We start from the raw sequence: 16,418 nt of genomic DNA on the forward strand, positions 1-16,418 counted from the left end.
GCGCGGACGGCGCCGAAACGTCGGTGCCCGCCACGCGTGGGACGAGACGGGCACCGACCGGTCACCGGTTCAGCACTGCGACTTGTAGAAGTACTGGGCCTGCTGGTCCAGGTTGTCGCGCGTGATGGAGATCATCTCGGTCTTCGTCTCCCGCTCCACGGGCTGGCCCTTGATCGCCGCGATGGCGCGCTTGACGCCCTCCTGGCCGATCTTGCCCGGGTTCTGGGCGATGAGGGCCTGCACCCGACCGTTGCGCAGGTCGTCGACCTGCTTCGGGCTCGCGTCGAAGCCCACCAGCTGCACCTGACCGGACTTGCCCGCGTTGGACAGCGCCGTGCCCGCGCCCTCACCGGTGTTGAGGTTCGTGCCGAACACGCCCACCAGGTCGGGGTTGGCCGCCAGCGTCGAGGACACGATCTGCGCGGCCGTGGCGGGCTCGTTCTCGGTGTACTGGGTGGGCAGCAGCTTCAGGTTCGGGTGCTTGGCGATCTCCTCCTCGAAGCCCTTGGCGCGCTCGTCCGTCGTCGAGGTGCCCGCCTTCGTGTTGAGCGCCAGCACCGAGCCCGGCTTGCCGCCCAGCAGCTGCGCCAGGGTCTGCGCCGCCAGCTGCCCACCGGCGTAGTTGTCCGACGACAGCGACGTGACCGCGATGGAGCGGTCCTCCAGCGCGGTGTCGACCTCCACGACCTGGATGCCGTTGCCCTTCGCCTGCTGCAGCGGCGCGGCCAGGGCCTTGTCGTCGGTCGGGGCGATGATCACCGAGCCCGGCTTGCCGGCGACGATGCCGCCGAGGATCTGCGACTGCTCCGCCTGCTCGAACTTCTCCGGAGCCTGCACGTTGAGCTGATAACCCTGCGCGGCGGCTTCCTGCTGCGCCGCGCATTCGATGGAGACGTAGAACGGCTCACCGCGCTGACCGGTGATCAGCGCAAGGTTCTTGTTGTTCGGGTCGGTCTGCCCGCCGGTGCCCCCGATCTGCCCGGAACCGCAGCCGGCCAGCAGCAGCGCCGCGGCGCCTAACGCCAACAGACCCTTGTGCGTTCTCATCGAAACAACCTCCACACGACTCTGTGTTGAAAAAGGCTTGGGTTTCAAAGGTTCGGGTTCAACGGTTGTTGCGGGCTCGACGCCGACGCTGGTCCAGGTAGACCGCAACGACCAGGACCGCCCCGACGGCGATCGGCTGCCAGAACGGGCGAACACCGGCCATCACGAACCCGGCGTCGAGCACCGCCGGGATGAAAATGCCGATGACACTGCCCAGAATCGTCCCGATACCGCCGAACAGGCTGGTGCCACCCAGCACCACCGCGGCGATCGAGTTGAGGTTGTCGTTGCTGTGACCGCTGATCGTGGTCGTGCCGAAGTAGGCCAGCGACATGAAACCGGCCAGCCCGGCCAGCACGCCGGTGAGCGTGTAGACGGCGATGAGGTGGCGGGTGACCTTGATGCCACTGCGTCGCGCGGCTTCCGCGTTCGAGCCGATCGCGTAGGTGTAGCGGCCGAAAGCGGTGGTGTGCAGCAGCCACATCGCCAGCAGCGTGATGAGCGCGGCCAGGATCACCAGGTTCGGCACCACGCCGAAGGACGTTCCCGTGCCCATCGTGGTGCGCAGGGTGGAGGGAACCGTGCGCACGTCGATGCCGTTGGTCAGCAGCTGCGCGGCACCCAGCGCCGCACCGAACGAGCCGAGCGTGACGATCAGCGCGGGCACTCGCGCCACCGCGACCAGCAGCCCGTTGAGCAGACCCCACGCCGCGCCGCCGATCAGCGCCGCCACCAGGCCGATCGCGATGACGCCCCAGCCCGCGCCGGTGGCGTCGCCGCCGCTGAGCGCCTCCATGGTCATGGCCGAGACGACCCCGGCGAACACCAGCACCGAACCGACCGACAGGTCGATGCCGGAGGTGATGATCACGAAGGTCATGCCCACCGCGAGCATCAGCAGCGGCGCGGCCTGCACCAGCAGGTTCTGCACGTTGAACAGGGTCAGGAACGCGTCCGGGCGCAGTGCGCTGAACAGGACGCACAGAACCACCAGCACCAGACCGGTCCACACCGTGTTGGAACCGGCCAACCGGGAACGCAGGCTCACGGCGGGCTCGTCGGGGGTCTGCTGCACCGGCTTCTCGGCGGAGGTCTCCTGCGAAGTGGACATCAGCTCGCGTCCTCCTGAGACAGCGCCCCGGTCATCGCACCGACCAGGTCTTCCAGCTTGGCTTCGGCGGCGTTGAACCGGGCGACCCGGCTGCCTAAGCGCAGCACTTCGACGCGGTCGGCGACCGAGAGGACCTCGGGCATGTTGTGGCTGATCAGAACGACCGCCATGCCGGTGTCGCGAACCCGGCGGACGACGTCGAGGACGCGTTCGCGCTGCACCACGCCCAGTGCGGCGGTCGGTTCGTCGAGGAACACCAGCCGGCTCGCCCACGCCACCGACCGAGCCACCGCGACGCTCTGGCGCTGTCCGCCGGAGAGCGCACCGATCGGCACGGACAGGTCGGGAAGCGAAACGCCAAACTTGGCGAACTGCTCGCTGGCTTCGGCGCGCATCTTGGGCTTGTCCAGCATTCCGAGCTTGCCGAGCAGGCCCGGCCGCCGGATCTCGCGACCCAGGAACAGGTTCGCGGCCGGGTCGAGGTCGGGGGCCACGGCGAGGTCTTGGTAGGCGGTTTCGATGCCGTGACCGCGTGCGGCGGTCGGCGAGTCCAGCGACGCGGTCTTGCCGTCGACCAGGATCTGGCCGGAATCCGGCTGCTCCACCCCGGAGAGGCACTTCACCAGGGTCGACTTGCCCGCACCGTTGTCGCCGATGAGCGCGACCACCTCGCCGGGATGCACGGTGAAGGAGGCGCCTCGCAGCGCTTCGACGCTGCCATAGCGCTTGACGAGATCACGTGCTTCGAGAAGTGGTTCGGTCATGCGCGGCTCCCAGCTGATGGTGGTCTGCACAGCACGGTGGTGAGGTCGCCTTCCAAGCGGGTCTGCCCGGCGGCGTGCGGCACGACGGCGGTGGCTCCGCGCTGCAGCGTCAGAGGGGAACCGTTCGCGCAGTGCAGTTCTCCGCCGCCGTCGAGAACGATCAGCACGCCGAAGGACGGGTCGAGTTCCGCCGAGCCGTGCAGGCGGTCGGCGCGGAAGAACGGTGCGGCGTCCTCGGCGAGGAGAGGAACGCGTCCTTCACCCAGGTCGCCGGTGCGCTTGATCAGCGACGCGAGGAGGGCGTCGTCGAATCCGGAGTGGTTGACCGTCTCCAGGGCGGTGGCGGTCTCAAGGCCTAGGAACGCGCCTTCGGCGTCGGTCAGGAACCCCTGCCACTCCAAGGTGATCGAGAAGTCGGTGGGCTGCTGCAGTTCGACGATGAACACCCCGGCGCCGATGGCGTGCGGAGTTCCGGCGGGCACGTGCACGGTGTCGCCGGGCTTGACCGGGATCTCGTTGAGCGAGCCCAGCATCGCCGAGGAGTCCTGGGTGCGCACCCACTCGGCCACCGTCTCCGGCGTCACGTCATCCCGGAAACCCAGGTACACGACGGGATTCGCGCCATTGGTTCCCACCACGATCCACGCCTCGGTCTTGCCGAACCGAGAACCCAGGTGCTGCTTGGCGAACACGTCGTCGGGGTGGCAGTGCACCGGCAGGCGCTGCCCGGCGTCGAGCAGCTTCACCAGAAGCGCGGTGCTCTCGCCGTAGGCCGACACGTGATCGGCGCCCAGCCAGGACTGGGGGTCGGCGCTGACCACGTCGCGCAGCAGGCGGCCGTCGGGCAGCCGGGACAGCCCGGACTCGTCCTGCCCGAACCGGGTGGTGGTGGAGGCGACCCAGTCTTCGGGGCCGAACTCGCGGTCATCTCCGCCGCCGCGCAGCGCGGCGATCGACGCTCCACCTCGGTAGAACTGCCGGGGTTGGTTCGCCGGCAGCACCGTTGCTCGCGCGGATGAAGAACTGTGGACGGAACTCAACGAACTACCTCTCCAGATCCTCGGACCAGCAGCCTGGTCGGGACGACGACGCGGCCGGGCGGCGACGTGTCGCCGTCCAGCCGCGCGAACAGCAACTCGGCCGCGGACTTGCCCAACGCCCATGTGTCGTGGGTGACCACGGTGATCGGTGGATCCAGCAGGTCGGCGAGTTCGAAGTCGTCGAAGCCGACCAGTGCTGGACGAGCGGGCCGCCCCGCGAGCGCGCGCAGCGCGTGAATGGTGATCCGGTTGTTGCCGGTGACCAGGGCGGTGGCCTCGCGCAGCGGGCCCGACAGGGTCTCGGCGACGGAATCGTCGGTGTGCGGGCCCATCACGACCAGGTCGGATGGGAACGGCACTCCGGCTTGCGCGCATCCCTCGCGGAACCCGCGCAGTCGTTCGGCGGCGGTGTGGATCTCGGGGGCGTCACCGAGGAAGCCGATGCGGCGGTGCCCGTGCTCGGCGAGGTGCCGGGCGGCCTGGGCGGTTCCCCCTGCGTTGTCGATGAGCACCGAGTCGGCGACGAGGTTGCCGGGCGGGCGGTCGACGAAGACCACCGGCGTGCCCGCGTTGATCTCGTGCGCGATGTAGCCGTGCTGGTGACCTGCGGGAACGACGATCAGCCCGTCGACGCGGCGCGCGCAGAACTCCAGCACCAGCTCTCGCTCGCGCGTCGGGTCCTCGTCGGAGGACCCGGTGAGCACCTGATTGCCCTGCACCCGGGCGACTTCCTCCACGGCTCGGGTCAGCACCGAGTAGAAGGGGTTGGCCAGGTCTTCCAGGACCAGGCCGAGGGTGCCGGTTCCGGTGCCGCGGCGCAGGTTCCGGGCGCTGACGTTGCGGCGGAAGCCGAGCTGGTCGATCGCTGAGAGCACCCGTTGCGCGGTCGTCGGGTGGACGCCGGGCTCGGCGTTGACGACGCGGGAGACCGTTTTGATGCTCACGTCAGCCAGCCGCGCGACGTCGGTCATGGTGGCGCGGCGGACGTTCCTCGACTCAGACAACGTTGTCATGGCGGAGTGGATTGGACCTCACGTTCGAGCGTTTTGTCAATGCCGTGCTTCCACTTCTGCTGCGCTCGGTCGCCCGCCTTGCACCACCCGGACCAACATCGGCAAGGGGGCGGATTTGTGGCCTTCAGACGCGGGGTGGTGACAGAAAGGTTCCCTTCCTCGCGGCTCAGGGCCTCGCCAAGGGGTGGGTCAAGGCTTCGGACGGTCGCAACCGGTGCGCTGATCGGTGCTCGCCGGTGACCAAAACCGACAGGAACGGCGCCGCGCATTGACCTCGAACGCAGCGGGCCGCGACCGTGGGCTCGCGTGGCTTGACAAGGTTGTCCAGGTGCGGAGAAGACGATGCTTCCAGGCATGTCCAGAAGGTCCGTGTTGCGCGCGTTGGGCGTGGTCGCCGCGGCAGGCGGGATGCTCGCGACCACGTCGGTGCCGGGATCGGCGCGGCGGGATTGGAAACCGGTCGCCGACGCCGTTCGCGAGAGGTACCTGTGGGCGTGGCGCCAGTACGTCGAACGCGCCCTCGGTGCCGACCACATCAAGCCCATCTCGGGTGGCAGGGAAGATTTCTTCGTCGAAGGTCATTCGGTCGGCCTGAGCCTCGTCGAAGCGGTGGACACGCTGTGGCTGATGGAGGCGGATACCGAAGTCGCCCAGGCCGTGCAGTGGATCGTCGACGACCTGGACTTCGACATCGACGCTCCCTTCCAGGTCTTCGAGACCAACATCCGCCTGGTCGGAGGCCTCGCCGCCGCCTACCACTGCACGGGTGATCAGCGGCTGCTCGAACGGGCGAAGGACGTCGCCGACCGGCTGCTGCCGGCCTTCACTCGATCCCCGACCGGCCTGCCCTACCGGTACGTGAACATGGCGACCGGGCAGGTCGGCGACCCCGAGACCAACATCGTCGAGATCGGCACCTACATCGCCGAGTTCGGCGTGCTCTCGCAGTGGACCGGTGACAGCCGCTATTACGACCTGGCGAAACGAGCGATGCGCGTGGCCTACGACAAGCGCACCGAACTCGGCCTGCTGCCGCACGACATCAACGCCGAGACCGGTCGATGGCGGAACCGCCAGGCGACGGTCGGGCCGCCCGGGGACTCCTACTACGAGTACCTCTGGGACGGGTACCGGCTCTTCGGCGACCCCGAGCTCAAGCAGTGGTACGACACGCTCACCGACGCGATCCTGTCGAAGCAGGCCGAACGGCATGACGGGCTGCTGTGGTTCCCGCAGGTGGACGCCTTCACCGGTGAGGTCCTCAGCCGGGAGCAGAGCGTCCTCGCCGGCTTCTACGCCGGACTGCTCGCCGAGTCCGGTCACGTCGCTGAAGGACGCGCCTACCACGACGCTTTCAACGCGGTGCAGGACCGGTTCGGCGTGATCCCGACCTTCGTCGACTACTCGACGATGACCGCCACCCGCGTCGACAACGCCTTGCGGCCGGAGTTCGCCGACTCCGCGCTGATGCTGTGGCTGGCCACCGGCGACGAGGTGTTCCGCGAACGCGCCCACACCCACTTCGAGAACATGGTGGCCACGTCGAAGACGACCTTCGGTTTCGCGTCCCTGGCCGACGTCACCGCCACGCCACCGTCCCAAGAGGACACTTGTCCGGGCTACTGGTGGTCGGAGCAGATGAAGTACTACTGGCTGCTGTTCTCCGACACCCCTCGCCTGGACTACCGGGACAACTACTTGAGCACCGAGGCGAACCTGCTGCGCGGGGCGCGGCGCTGAGGTGAGGATGGGAACCTTCCTGCCACCGGTGGTGCGAGAAAGGTTCCCATCCTCGCTCCGCCACACCGATACCCTGGTGCCATGGCTGATCATGTGCAGGTGGTGACCACCACCGACTCCGAGGAGTCCGCCGCAGAACTCGCGAGGGGCGTCGTGGAAGCTCGGCTGGGGGCGTGCGTGCAGGTCGTGCCGATTCGCAGCTTCTACGTGTGGGACGGCGCGGCGCAGGACGATCCGGAGTGGCAGCTGCAGATCAAGACCTCCAGCGGCCGGCTGGACGTCCTGATCGGGCATCTGAAGGCCCATCACGGCTACGACGTGCCGGAGATCATCGTGACGCCGATCGTCGGCGGGAACCCCGACTACCTGACCTGGGTCGACGAGCAGACGACTCCGGCGTCTCCGTGACGCGCGCCACCGGGCACACTCGCTAGAGGTGCCGTGCAATCGGAAGTGGGGTCGACGTGCCGCGTAGCTATGGCGGGTGGTTCCGGCTGGTCGCGATCGCCGAAGCGTTCTCCTGGGCGGGACTGCTGGTGGCGATGGCGTTCAAGTACGGGCTCGGGATGCCGCTGGGCGTGACCATCATGGGTTCGGTCCACGGGGCCATGTTCACCGCCTACGTGGTGACCACCCTGCTCGTGTTCAGCCCGCTGCGCTGGGGCTTCTGGCCGTTGGCGTTCGCGTTGGTGGCGTCGGTGCCGCCGCTGGCCACGGTGTGGTTCGAGCGTTGGGCCAACCGCCGCGGGATGCTCACCGTGCCCGATTCCGACGCCCCGACGTTCTGGGGGCGCGTGCGCTACGTGCTCAAGGAGCTGAACTAGAAGTCGCCCGCCGCGTGGCGGACCTTGCCGAGCAGTTCGGTGAGCTGCTGGGTCTGGCGTTCGGTGATGCCGCCCAGGCCGAAGTCGATCTCGGTGACCGCATCGGTCGCCTTCTGCATCAGGTTCCGGCCCTCTTCGGTGATCTCCACCAGGGTGGTGCGCCGGTCGGTGGGGTGCGGCACGCGCCGGACCAGGCCGTCCTGTTCGAGCCTGTCGACGATGTTGGTCACGCTGGTGGGGTGCAGCTGAAGCCGGTCGCCCATGACGCGCATCGGCAGGCTGCCGCGCTTGGAGAACGTGAGCAGCACGAGGGCTTCGTAGCGGGCGAAGGTCAGGTTGTGCGCGCGCAGGGCGTTGTCGACGGCGGACTGCAGGATCTGCTGCACGCGCATCACGCTGGTCACCGCGGCCATCGTCGTGGACGGGCCGATCCGCTCTGCCCAGGTCTCGGCCGCGCGCGCGATGGGGTCGAAGGGCAGTGGACCACGGGAGCTCATAGCGTCCGACGCTAGCAGCGAGAGCGAGCACGTCTGAGGGCTGTGCTGCTACTACTGGTTCCGGGACTCATGTGACGTGGACGAACCGATGGGAGCAGACGTGCTGGTGGCCTTCAGTGTTGCCCCGAGCGGGGCTGGTGAGAGCGACAGTGTCAGCGAGGCGGTGGCCGCTGCGGTGAAGGTGGTCCGGGAATCCGGTCTGCCGCATGAGACGACCTCGATGTTCACCACGATCGAGGGCGAGTGGGACGAGGTCATGGACGTGGTCAAGCGCGCCACCGAGGTGGTTTCGGCGCACTCGCCGCGGACCAGTCTGGTGCTCAAGGCGGACATCCGTCCGGGGCACTCCGGACAGCTGCGGTCGAAGGTCGAGCGGGTGGAGCAACATCTTCGGGAACAGTAGGTGAACGCGAAACGGGGATGGTGTCCTCATCGACACCATCCCCGTTGATCACGTCAGGCTCGACTGACGTCAGCCCTTCGGGTGGTCGACAACCGGGGCGTTGACGCACTCGGCGGTCTGCGGCGACAGAATCGGGACGGCCGCGCCGATGGCAGCACCGACGTTGTTGCCGCAGGCCTGCACCGGCACGGCGCTGACGTTGTTGTCGTCCAGCAGGTTGACGCCGTCGTTGTCGGCGGTGTCCGCGAACGCGGTGCTGCCCAGGGTCACGATGCTGAGGGCGGCGACGCCGGCGGCACCGGCAACACGGGTTGCAATACGCACTTTTTCGAACCTCTCGTTGAACTACTGGCCGAAGGTCCCCCACGAGAGACCCCGCAGCCCGCGAGATGACCACAGTCCCTCGCAGGCTCTGTGTCCTCTTCGGCGATCACCACCGGAGGACATGAGGGTTTGACCGCCTACGCCACCTGATCGAGTGGCTTCGTTCACCGATTCGAATTGATTTCTGGAGCTTGGGCGTGTCGGGATGAGCGGAATCGGTGACCACTTCGCCGCCTGTACGTGACCTTGGGGCGGGTGGTGCGAGGAAGGTTCCCTTCATCGCCCTCCCACGCGCCACGCCGCTGGTCGGCCGTGTCAGGATGGGACTGTGACGAGGCCGGATCCACGCCAGAACGCAGCAGCGATGTCCGCCGCGATGGCGGGCGCAGTCGACCTGTCGGCACTCAAGAGCCGTGCCGAGGCCGCAGCCAATTCCGCAGCGCAGCCGCCCAGCGGTGGCGGCGACGGTGCGGCCGGGCAAGCGCACCCGGCGATCATCGAGGTCACCGAGGCCGATTTTCAGGCCGAGGTCGTCGAGCGGTCCATGCAGGTACCGGTCGTCGTCGACCTGTGGGCCACCTGGTGCGAGCCGTGCAAGCAGCTCTCCCCGGCGCTGGAGAAGCTCGCCCGCGAGGGCAACGGTGCTTGGGTGCTGGCGAAGATCGACGTCGACGCGAACCCGCGGATCGCGCAGCTGTTCCAGGTGCAGTCGGTGCCGATGGTGATCGCGGTGGCCGGTGGGCAGCCGGTCGACGGCTTCGCCGGCGCGCAGCCCGAGCCGCAGCTGCGGGAGTGGATCAGCTCCCTGCTCAACGCCCTGCGCGACCAGCTGCCCGGAATCCGGGCGGCCGAGGAGGGCGCTTCCGAGGCCGAGCCCGAAGAGGAGCCCGAGGACCCGCGGTTCACCGCTGCCGAGGACGCCTTGGAGCAGGGCGACTTCGCCGCCGCCGAGGCCGCCTACCAGCAGATCCTCGACAGCGAGCCGAACAACGAGCAGGCCAAGGCCGCCCTCATGCAGGTGCGCTTCATGGCCCGCGCCGAGCAGGCCGACCCGTCGGCGATCGAGCGCGCCGACGCCGCCCCGGACGACCTCGATGCCCAGATCGCGGCCGCTGACGCGGAGGTCGCGTTCGGCAAGGTCGACGAAGGCTTCACCCGCCTGATCCAGGCGGTCAAGCGCACTTCCGGCGACGATCGCAACCGGGTTCGCACGCACCTGGTCGAGATGTTCGAGATCTTCCCCGAGGGTGACGAGCGGGTTGCCAAGGCCCGCCGCAACCTGGCCAGCGCGCTGTTCTGATCTTTCCCACCACGATCGCCCTCTCCGCCCACCGGTGGGGAGGGCGATCGTGTTTCGTGAGCGAAAGGTTCCCCTGCTCCACGTTCCGGGCGCGGGCTCGACCGGTCAGGCAGGGGTCACGAGGCGCTCGCGCAGGGCCGCCGAGCCCTCGTCGCCGAGCCCTGATGTCCGCGGGTAGTCGGTGAAGTCGCGGCCGTTGACGACCTCGTCGAGGAGCCCGCGTTCGGTGGCGTCGTGCCGGGCGAGGAACTCCCGGATCTTCGGGGTGTCGTCGCCCAGACCGGCCGCTGCGCACAGCTCCGCGCGGCGCTGGTGGCTGATCGCGTAGTCCTCGGCGATGTCCTGCGCGCTCACCCCGAGAGAGGCCAGCAGGACCAGGGTGATCAGTCCGGTGCGGTCCCGACCGCTGCCGCAGTGCACCAGCACGCCACCGGGTTCGGCGTGGACCACCGCGCCGACGACCTCAGCCACGAGTCGCGGGTACCGGTCCAGGAACGGCCCGTAGTACAGGGGAGTGCACGAGAAGGCCCCTCCCCACCGGTCCCAGAACTCGGTGTCGGACGAGTCGTCCAGCGCGATCCGGACGGTGGTCAGGCCGGCAGGGCGCGGTGCGCGGTCGGTGTCGTCCTCGTCCAGGCCGGTCAGGTCGATGATCGTGCGCACGCCGTGCTGCCACAGACCTTCCCAGCCCGCTTCCGTCAACGCGGCGGGGTGCTCGGCGCGCACCACCGCTCCCCAGCGGATCCGCCCGCCCTCGGCGGGCAGGCCTCCCAGATCACGAGCGTTGAGAAGACCGTCGAAGTCCAGAACCCGTCGTCCGCTCATGCTTCAGGGGACGTGCGGACCCACCGCGGGGTTGAGCGAAGGCTCAGCTGTCGTACTTGGTGGTGCAGGGCGCCAGACCTTCTTGCACGCCGACGCGGAACGCCTCCACCCTGGCGAAACCGACCGGGACCTGGTCGCCGTTGGCGTTCGCCGCGATCAGGCTCTCCTCGCCGAGCAGCGCGGACACGCCCTCGTCGATGTCGTCGGGCACGATCCGCAGCTTGCCCACGGGATTGCGCTGCCCGATCGGGTCTTCCACCAGCAGCCCGCTCCACGCACCGACCATGCACGCGGTCCGCAGCCCAGCGGCCTCGTCGTCGAGGGAAAAACCCGCGGCCTTCTGCACCGACAGCGCGTACCGGGAAGCGATCTGCGCGTAGGCGGCGAAATCGCCGTAGCCCGCGGATTGGCTCGCCTTGCTCGGCGGCGTGGCGATCTCGCGCAGCTCCGGAACGTTCAGCGAGATCGTGTTGGTTCCGGTGCAGAACGAAGCGGGCGAGGTCGGCTGCCGACCGGAGCAGGTCCTGGGCTCGGCGATGATCCTCGGCGGCTCGGCGCCGGTGTCCCGGAACACCGAGTGCAGGCTCTCCTCCACCGCCTTCAGGCTCTTGTCGTCGATGGGGAGCTCGGTCTCCTGCTGGGTGGGCTTCCAGTTCTGGAACAGCGTCGTGCGCTTCTTGACCTCGTCGTTGGTCATCTCCGCGCAGCGCTGGGGGCCGTCGCTGAAGCCGAACTGGAAGGCGCTGACCCGGTCGAAGGCCGTGCCGTGCGCGTTGCTGCCGGTGAAGTCGGAGGTTCCCGGGGAGTCGCGGATGAAGTTGAGCACGCCCATGACCTCGTTGAGGCCCGAACCCGTGGAAACCTGGAAGTACTGCGAAGACCCCTCGGCGACGTGCCGGAAGTAGGCGCCGGTGAAGCAGTCGGCCTGCTGTTCGAGCACGATCACGGGATCGTTCTGCGCGACGGTGCCCGCCCGGTGCTGCACGGCGTGCCCCATCTCGTGGGCCAGCACGGTCACGACCGCCAGCGGCCCGAAGCTGTTGTTGAGCTCCGGCAGCAGCGTCCCGCGGTCCCAGGCGACGAGGTCCTCGGACGGGCAGTAGAAGGCGTTGACCATGCCCGCCGTGTTCTGCTTGCACAGCTGCCCGCCCGGAGCACCCGAGTCGTAGGAGATCAGCCGCTTGACGGGCTCGAACTTCTTGCCGTCGAACGCCTGCGGGAAGGCTTCCGCCCAGTAGGCGTCGACGTCGGCGACGGCGTTGCGGGCGAGCTTGTCCATCTCGCCGTTGTCGGTGCCCTCCACCGGAAGCGGAGCCTGCGGAGCGCCGTCCTTCGGCCCGCTCGGACCGTCGGCGGCGGGAAGCCCCGCCACGCTGGTGGTGGAATAGCCCCCCAACGTCGTGGGAACGCCGCTGATGACCTGTGCGCATCCGCTGACCAGGGACGCGCAGGCGATTACCGAGACCACGGCGCCGAGGATCCGCCCTCGCCGCCGGTTTGCCGTCGCCACCACTACACGCGCCCCATCTCGCTGCCGGTACCGAACTCGTTCGCCGTGGGCCGGTCGCGCGGCCCGGTCTTCGCGCAGCAGCCTATCGGGTGACCGATCTTCGTCACGGCCGATCTGGTCGGAGGCCGCTCGCGGGTGACAGGAAGGTTCCCATGCTCACTTCACGCACCCACCCCAGCCGGAGCGCACCCCGTCGTCGAAGGCCGCGATCCGATCGAAACCGCTCAGCGGTGGCCCGTCGCCGCCGCGGGACACCGCGTCGGATTCGAGGACGACCTGCACCGCCTCGTCCAGGTCGCCCGGTGACAGGCGCGGCTGCGCCGCGGTGTACGCGCCGGTCAGGCAGACGATGTCGGCGCCGCTCGCTCGGTGGCCGAGTTCGGTCAGGGTCGCCAGGGCGTAGCGGGAGGCCAGCAGCGTGGTGACCGCCTGGTCACCGATGTCGTCGTGGGTGCGGCGCAGCGCCGCCGGATCGGCGGTGACCGTCGGGGGCGAGGGGCAGAAACCGACCGGCCCGCCGGCACCGGGGCAGCCGGTGGCACGCGCCGGAGGGACCCACCGCCCGCCCAGGTCTGCGACCGCGGTCCCGAAGTGCTCGGCGATCGGGGCCGTGTCCAGGACCGATTCCAAGGGAGCGTTCGGGTCGTCGTCGACCGGCTCGGCGACGTCGCTCTCGGTCACCTGGGTGCAACCGCGGGGGCCTCCGGTGAAGCCGTGCTGGAAGGCCGTCACCCGGTCGAAGGCGGTGCCGTGACCGGAGGTGCCGATCGGATCGCGGAAGACGGTGATGGCGCGCAGGGCGTCGTCGAGCCGGTCCGGGTCGGTGCGCAGGTGCGGGGCGCGACCGTCGGAGACCCATCGCAGGAAGGATCCGGCGTAGCAGTCGGCCATCGATTCCAGCCGCAGCGGTTCGCCCTCGGCGAGCCCGGCTCTCTGCTGCACCGCGTGCCCGATCTCGTGGGCCAGCACCACCGCCACCGCCGTGTCCCCGTAGTGCTCGCGCAGCACCGGCAGCAGCGCGGCGCGGTCCCAGGCGATGGCGTCCACGGACTGGCAGTAGTACGCGTTGCCCTCGACCTCCCGCGGTTCGGAGGCGCAGGGCGGGGCGGTGCCCGTGCCGCCGGTGTCGACCGAGAAGAACCCTCCGTCGAGGTCCCGCCAGGGGGAGCCGAAGGTGTCGGGGTAGGCGTGCGCCCAGTAGCGCTGAACGTCGGTCACGACGGTGGCCGCCAAGCGGTCTGTCTCACCGCGGTCCGTGCCGTGCACGAACGCCGGATCGACCGTGGGTTCCGACACATTCGGCGGTGGTTCGACGGGCGTCGTGCAGGCGCTGACGATCAGCCAGATGGTCATCGCGACAAGTCCGAATGCACGCACGCGCCCCAGCTTCCCACCCACCTCGGGGTTGGTGCGGGCGTCGGGTGCACATCGCACACGAGCGCGTCGAGCGAGATATGGTCCGCTCCCGTGAGAGCCGTCCACCGCTTTACCGTCCGGGCCCATCTGCCCGAACCGCTCAGCCCGCTGGGCAAGTTGGCGACGAACCTTCGCTGGGCGTGGCATCCGCCCACGCAGGACCTGTTCTCAGCGGTCGACCCGCAGGTGTGGGCGGCGGTGGGGGCCGACCCGCTGCGCCTGCTGTCGGAGGTCCCGGCTGAGCGGTTGCGGCAGTTGGCGGCCGACGAGGACTTCTTGGCGCGCACCCGCGCGGTGGGCGACGATCTTCGCCGCTACCTCACAGTGCCTCGCTGGTACCAGCAGCGTCAGGACGAGGGCGCGGGACTTCCCGCGTCGATCGCTTACTTCTCCATGGAGTTCGGCCTCACCGAGGCGCTGCCGAACTACTCGGGCGGGCTCGGCGTGCTCGCGGGCGACCACCTCAAGTCGGCTTCCGACCTGGGAGTCCCCTTGATCGGGGTCGGTCTGCTCTACCGCTCCGGCTACTTCCGGCAGGGGCTGTCGTCGGAGGGCTGGCAGGTCGAGCACTACCCGGTGATCGATCCGCGCGGGTTGCCGCTGGAGGTGCTCACCGACGAGGACGACCGCCCGGTGGTGGTCAAGGTCGCCATGCCCGCAGCCCGCACGTTGCACGCCAGGGTGTGGAAGGCGCAGGTCGGACGGGTTCCGCTGCTGCTGCTGGACAGCGACCTGCCGGACAACGACGACGAGCTCCGCGGCACCACCGACCGGCTCTACGGCGGCGACGCCGAGCACAAGATCCGTCAGCAGATCCTCGCCGGTGTCGGCGGGGTGCGGGCCGTGCGCGCCTACTGCCGGCTCACCGGGCATCCCCAGCCCGAGGTCTTCCACACCAACGAGGGTCACGCCGGTTTCCTGGGGCTGGAGCGCATCAGGGAGCTGCAGACCGACCCGGGGTTGGACTTCGACCAGGCCACGGCCGCTGTTCGGGCCGGGACGGTGTTCACCACGCACACCCCGGTCCCGGCCGGTATCGACCGGTTCCCGGTGGACCTGGTGCGGCACTACTTCGACGACGGGTCCCAGCAGCCGCTGCTGCCGGGGGTGCCCGCGGATCGCGTGCTGGCGCTGGGCGCTGAGGACAACCCGGGCATGTTCAACATGGCGCACATGGGGTTGCGGCTGGCGCAGCGCGCGAACGGGGTCTCGGAGCTGCACGGCGAAGTGATCCGCAAGATGTTCCGCAACCTCTGGCCGGGGTTCGGGGTCGAGGAGGTCCCGATCCGCTCGGTCACCAACGGGGTGCACGGGCCGACCTGGTCCGCCCGTGAGCTGGGCAAGCTGCTCGGCGAGTCCGAGATGGACAGCGGTGCCGGGTTGCGCGGCATGGAGCCGGTGAGCGATTCGCTGCTGTGGGAGCTTCGGTGCTCGCTGCGCCAGCGGTTGATCGACGAGGTGCGGCGCAGGTTGCGCGTGGCCTGGCAGCAGCGGGGTGCTTCGGACCTGGAACTGGGCTGGTGCGACTCGGTTTTCGACCCCGAGGTGCTCACCATCGGTTTTGCGCGAAGGGTTCCCACCTACAAGCGGGCGACGCTGATGCTGCGCGACACCGACCGGTTGCGGGAGCTGCTGCTGGATTCCGAACGTCCGGTGCAGATCGTGGTGGCGGGGAAGTCCCATCCGGCGGACGAGGGCGGCAAGGCGATGATCCAGCGGATCGTGCGCTTCGCCGACGGCGCCGATGTGCGGCACCGCATCGTGTTCCTGCCGGACTACGACATGTCGCTGGCCCGCTACCTGGTGTCGGGCTGCGATGTGTGGCTGAACAACCCGGTGCGGCCGTTGGAGGCGTGCGGGACGTCGGGGATGAAGGCCGCGCTCAACGGTGTGCTGAACCTCTCGGTGCGCGACGGCTGGTGGGACGAGATGTACGACGGCCGCAACGGGTGGGCGATTCCCACGGCCGACGGCGTCAGCGACCCCAACCGGCGGGACGATCTGGAAGCCGCGGCGTTGTACGAGCTGATGTCCGAGCACGTGGCGCCGATGTACTACGAGCGCAACAGCGACGGCGTGCCGGGCAAGTGGATGTCGATGGTGCGCCACACCTTGGCGACCCTGGGGCCGCGGGTGCAGGCGTCGCGCATGATCCGCGAGTACGTCGACGGGCACTACACGCCCGCCGCGCAGTCGATGCGCGCGATGTTCGACGACGACTTCCGCGGTGCGCGGGAGCTGGCCGACTACCGGAGCCGGTTGCAGGCGGCGTGGAACCGGGTTCGGGTCGGTGACACCGAGATGTCGGTGGATCATGGGACGCCGCTGCTCGGCGGGCAGGTCACGGTGCGCGCCAGGGTGGACCTGGCCGGCCTCGATCCGTCCGATGTGGACGTCGAGGTCGTGGTGGGCCGGGTCGACGACAACGACGTGCTCCACGACTTCGTCACCGCATCGATGAAGCCCATCGGGGATGACCGGTACGCGGCCGCGGTGACGCTGCCGCACGCGGGCCCGGCCGGCTACAACGTTCGGGTCCTGCCTCGGCACTCGTTGCTTTCGGAGCCGGCGGAACTCGGCAAGGTCGTTCTCGCGGGTTAGCGG

General features: G+C 69.1%; 16 protein-coding genes. 6 read left to right on the forward strand and 10 right to left on the reverse strand.

The features are described from left to right. Nucleotides 1–69: 69 nt before the first annotated feature. Genes AB0J78_RS28085 through AB0J78_RS28105 form a run of 5 tightly spaced genes read right to left on the reverse strand, consistent with a single transcriptional unit; the run spans nucleotide 70 to nucleotide 4,933 of the window. Nucleotides 70–1,047, reverse strand: a complete 978-nt coding sequence (locus AB0J78_RS28085; protein ID WP_363794121.1) for an ABC transporter substrate-binding protein — start codon at nucleotides 1,045–1,047, stop codon at nucleotides 70–72. 58 nt (nucleotides 1,048–1,105) lie between these two features. Further along, nucleotides 1,106–2,158 (reverse strand): ABC transporter permease, encoded by a 1,053-nt coding sequence (locus tag AB0J78_RS28090; RefSeq protein WP_363794123.1) that lies wholly within the window; start codon nucleotides 2,156–2,158, stop codon nucleotides 1,106–1,108. Next, nucleotides 2,158–2,922 carry an ATP-binding cassette domain-containing protein gene (locus AB0J78_RS28095; protein WP_363794125.1) on the reverse strand — a complete coding sequence of 255 codons (765 nt, stop codon included), beginning with the start codon at nucleotides 2,920–2,922 and terminating at the stop codon, nucleotides 2,158–2,160. Before AB0J78_RS28095 ends, AB0J78_RS28090 begins: the two co-directional genes overlap by 1 nt. Continuing rightward, a complete protein-coding gene (locus AB0J78_RS28100) occupies nucleotides 2,919–3,923 on the reverse strand; it encodes a class I mannose-6-phosphate isomerase (protein WP_363794127.1) in 1,005 nt (334 codons plus the stop codon). The genes AB0J78_RS28095 and AB0J78_RS28100 overlap by 4 nt, the downstream gene beginning before the upstream one ends. Before the next feature lie 35 nt (nucleotides 3,924–3,958). Further along, entirely contained in the window at nucleotides 3,959–4,933 is a 975-nt protein-coding gene (locus AB0J78_RS28105) for a LacI family DNA-binding transcriptional regulator (RefSeq protein WP_363794173.1), read from the reverse strand. 396 nt (nucleotides 4,934–5,329) lie between these two features. Here AB0J78_RS28105 and AB0J78_RS28110 point away from each other — a divergent pair, with 396 nt between their 5' ends. The 3 genes from AB0J78_RS28110 to AB0J78_RS28120 all read left to right on the forward strand — a co-directional run bounded on the left by AB0J78_RS28110 (nucleotide 5,330) and on the right by AB0J78_RS28120 (nucleotide 7,539). Next, complete coding sequence (locus AB0J78_RS28110) at nucleotides 5,330–6,715, forward strand: glycoside hydrolase family 47 protein (RefSeq protein WP_363794129.1); 1,386 nt, start codon at nucleotides 5,330–5,332, stop codon at nucleotides 6,713–6,715. 81 nt (nucleotides 6,716–6,796) lie between these two features. Next, entirely contained in the window at nucleotides 6,797–7,123 is a 327-nt protein-coding gene (gene cutA, locus AB0J78_RS28115; RefSeq protein ID WP_363794131.1) for a divalent-cation tolerance protein CutA, read from the forward strand. Nucleotides 7,124–7,179: 56 nt separating this feature from the next. Next, entirely contained in the window at nucleotides 7,180–7,539 is a 360-nt protein-coding gene (locus AB0J78_RS28120) for a DUF3817 domain-containing protein (protein WP_363794133.1), read from the forward strand. Here the strand turns inward: AB0J78_RS28120 and AB0J78_RS28125 are convergent. Beyond that, nucleotides 7,536–8,036, reverse strand: coding sequence for a MarR family transcriptional regulator (locus AB0J78_RS28125; RefSeq protein WP_132672322.1), 501 nt, complete (start codon nucleotides 8,034–8,036; stop codon nucleotides 7,536–7,538). The genes AB0J78_RS28120 and AB0J78_RS28125 overlap by 4 nt on opposite strands. Nucleotides 8,037–8,136: 100 nt before the next feature. Here AB0J78_RS28125 and AB0J78_RS28130 point away from each other — a divergent pair, with 100 nt between their 5' ends. Beyond that, on the forward strand, nucleotides 8,137–8,439 hold the full coding sequence (locus AB0J78_RS28130) for an MTH1187 family thiamine-binding protein (RefSeq protein ID WP_363794175.1): 303 nt from the start codon (nucleotides 8,137–8,139) through the stop codon (nucleotides 8,437–8,439). A gap of 69 nt (nucleotides 8,440–8,508) precedes the next feature. Here the strand turns inward: AB0J78_RS28130 and AB0J78_RS28135 are convergent, their stop codons facing one another. Next, nucleotides 8,509–8,763, reverse strand: a complete 255-nt coding sequence (locus AB0J78_RS28135) for a hypothetical protein (protein WP_363794135.1) — start codon at nucleotides 8,761–8,763, stop codon at nucleotides 8,509–8,511. Between the two features lie 364 nt (nucleotides 8,764–9,127). Between AB0J78_RS28135 and AB0J78_RS28140 the strand changes: the two genes are divergently transcribed. Beyond that, nucleotides 9,128–10,063 carry a tetratricopeptide repeat protein gene (locus tag AB0J78_RS28140; protein ID WP_363794137.1) on the forward strand — a complete coding sequence of 312 codons (936 nt, stop codon included), beginning with the start codon at nucleotides 9,128–9,130 and terminating at the stop codon, nucleotides 10,061–10,063. Between the two features lie 105 nt (nucleotides 10,064–10,168). Here the strand turns inward: AB0J78_RS28140 and AB0J78_RS28145 are convergent, their stop codons facing one another. From AB0J78_RS28145 to AB0J78_RS28155, 3 genes are all read right to left on the reverse strand, one after another. Continuing rightward, nucleotides 10,169–10,888: a tyrosine-protein phosphatase gene (locus tag AB0J78_RS28145; protein ID WP_363794139.1), complete on the reverse strand. Its 720-nt coding sequence runs from the start codon at nucleotides 10,886–10,888 to the stop codon at nucleotides 10,169–10,171. A gap of 43 nt (nucleotides 10,889–10,931) precedes the next feature. Then, nucleotides 10,932–12,356: a neutral zinc metallopeptidase gene (locus tag AB0J78_RS28150; RefSeq protein ID WP_363794141.1), complete on the reverse strand. Its 1,425-nt coding sequence runs from the start codon at nucleotides 12,354–12,356 to the stop codon at nucleotides 10,932–10,934. Between the two features lie 198 nt (nucleotides 12,357–12,554). Then, complete coding sequence (locus AB0J78_RS28155) at nucleotides 12,555–13,775, reverse strand: peptidase (RefSeq protein ID WP_363794143.1); 1,221 nt, start codon at nucleotides 13,773–13,775, stop codon at nucleotides 12,555–12,557. A 90-nt stretch (nucleotides 13,776–13,865) separates the two neighbouring features. Here AB0J78_RS28155 and glgP point away from each other — a divergent pair, with 90 nt between their 5' ends. Then, entirely contained in the window at nucleotides 13,866–16,415 is a 2,550-nt protein-coding gene (gene glgP / locus AB0J78_RS28160) for an alpha-glucan family phosphorylase (protein ID WP_363794145.1), read from the forward strand. Nucleotides 16,416–16,418: the final 3 nt, after the last annotated feature.

This window comes from Saccharopolyspora sp. NPDC049426 (assembly GCF_040676935.1).
Taxonomy (GTDB): Bacteria; Actinomycetota; Actinomycetes; order Mycobacteriales; family Pseudonocardiaceae; genus Saccharopolyspora.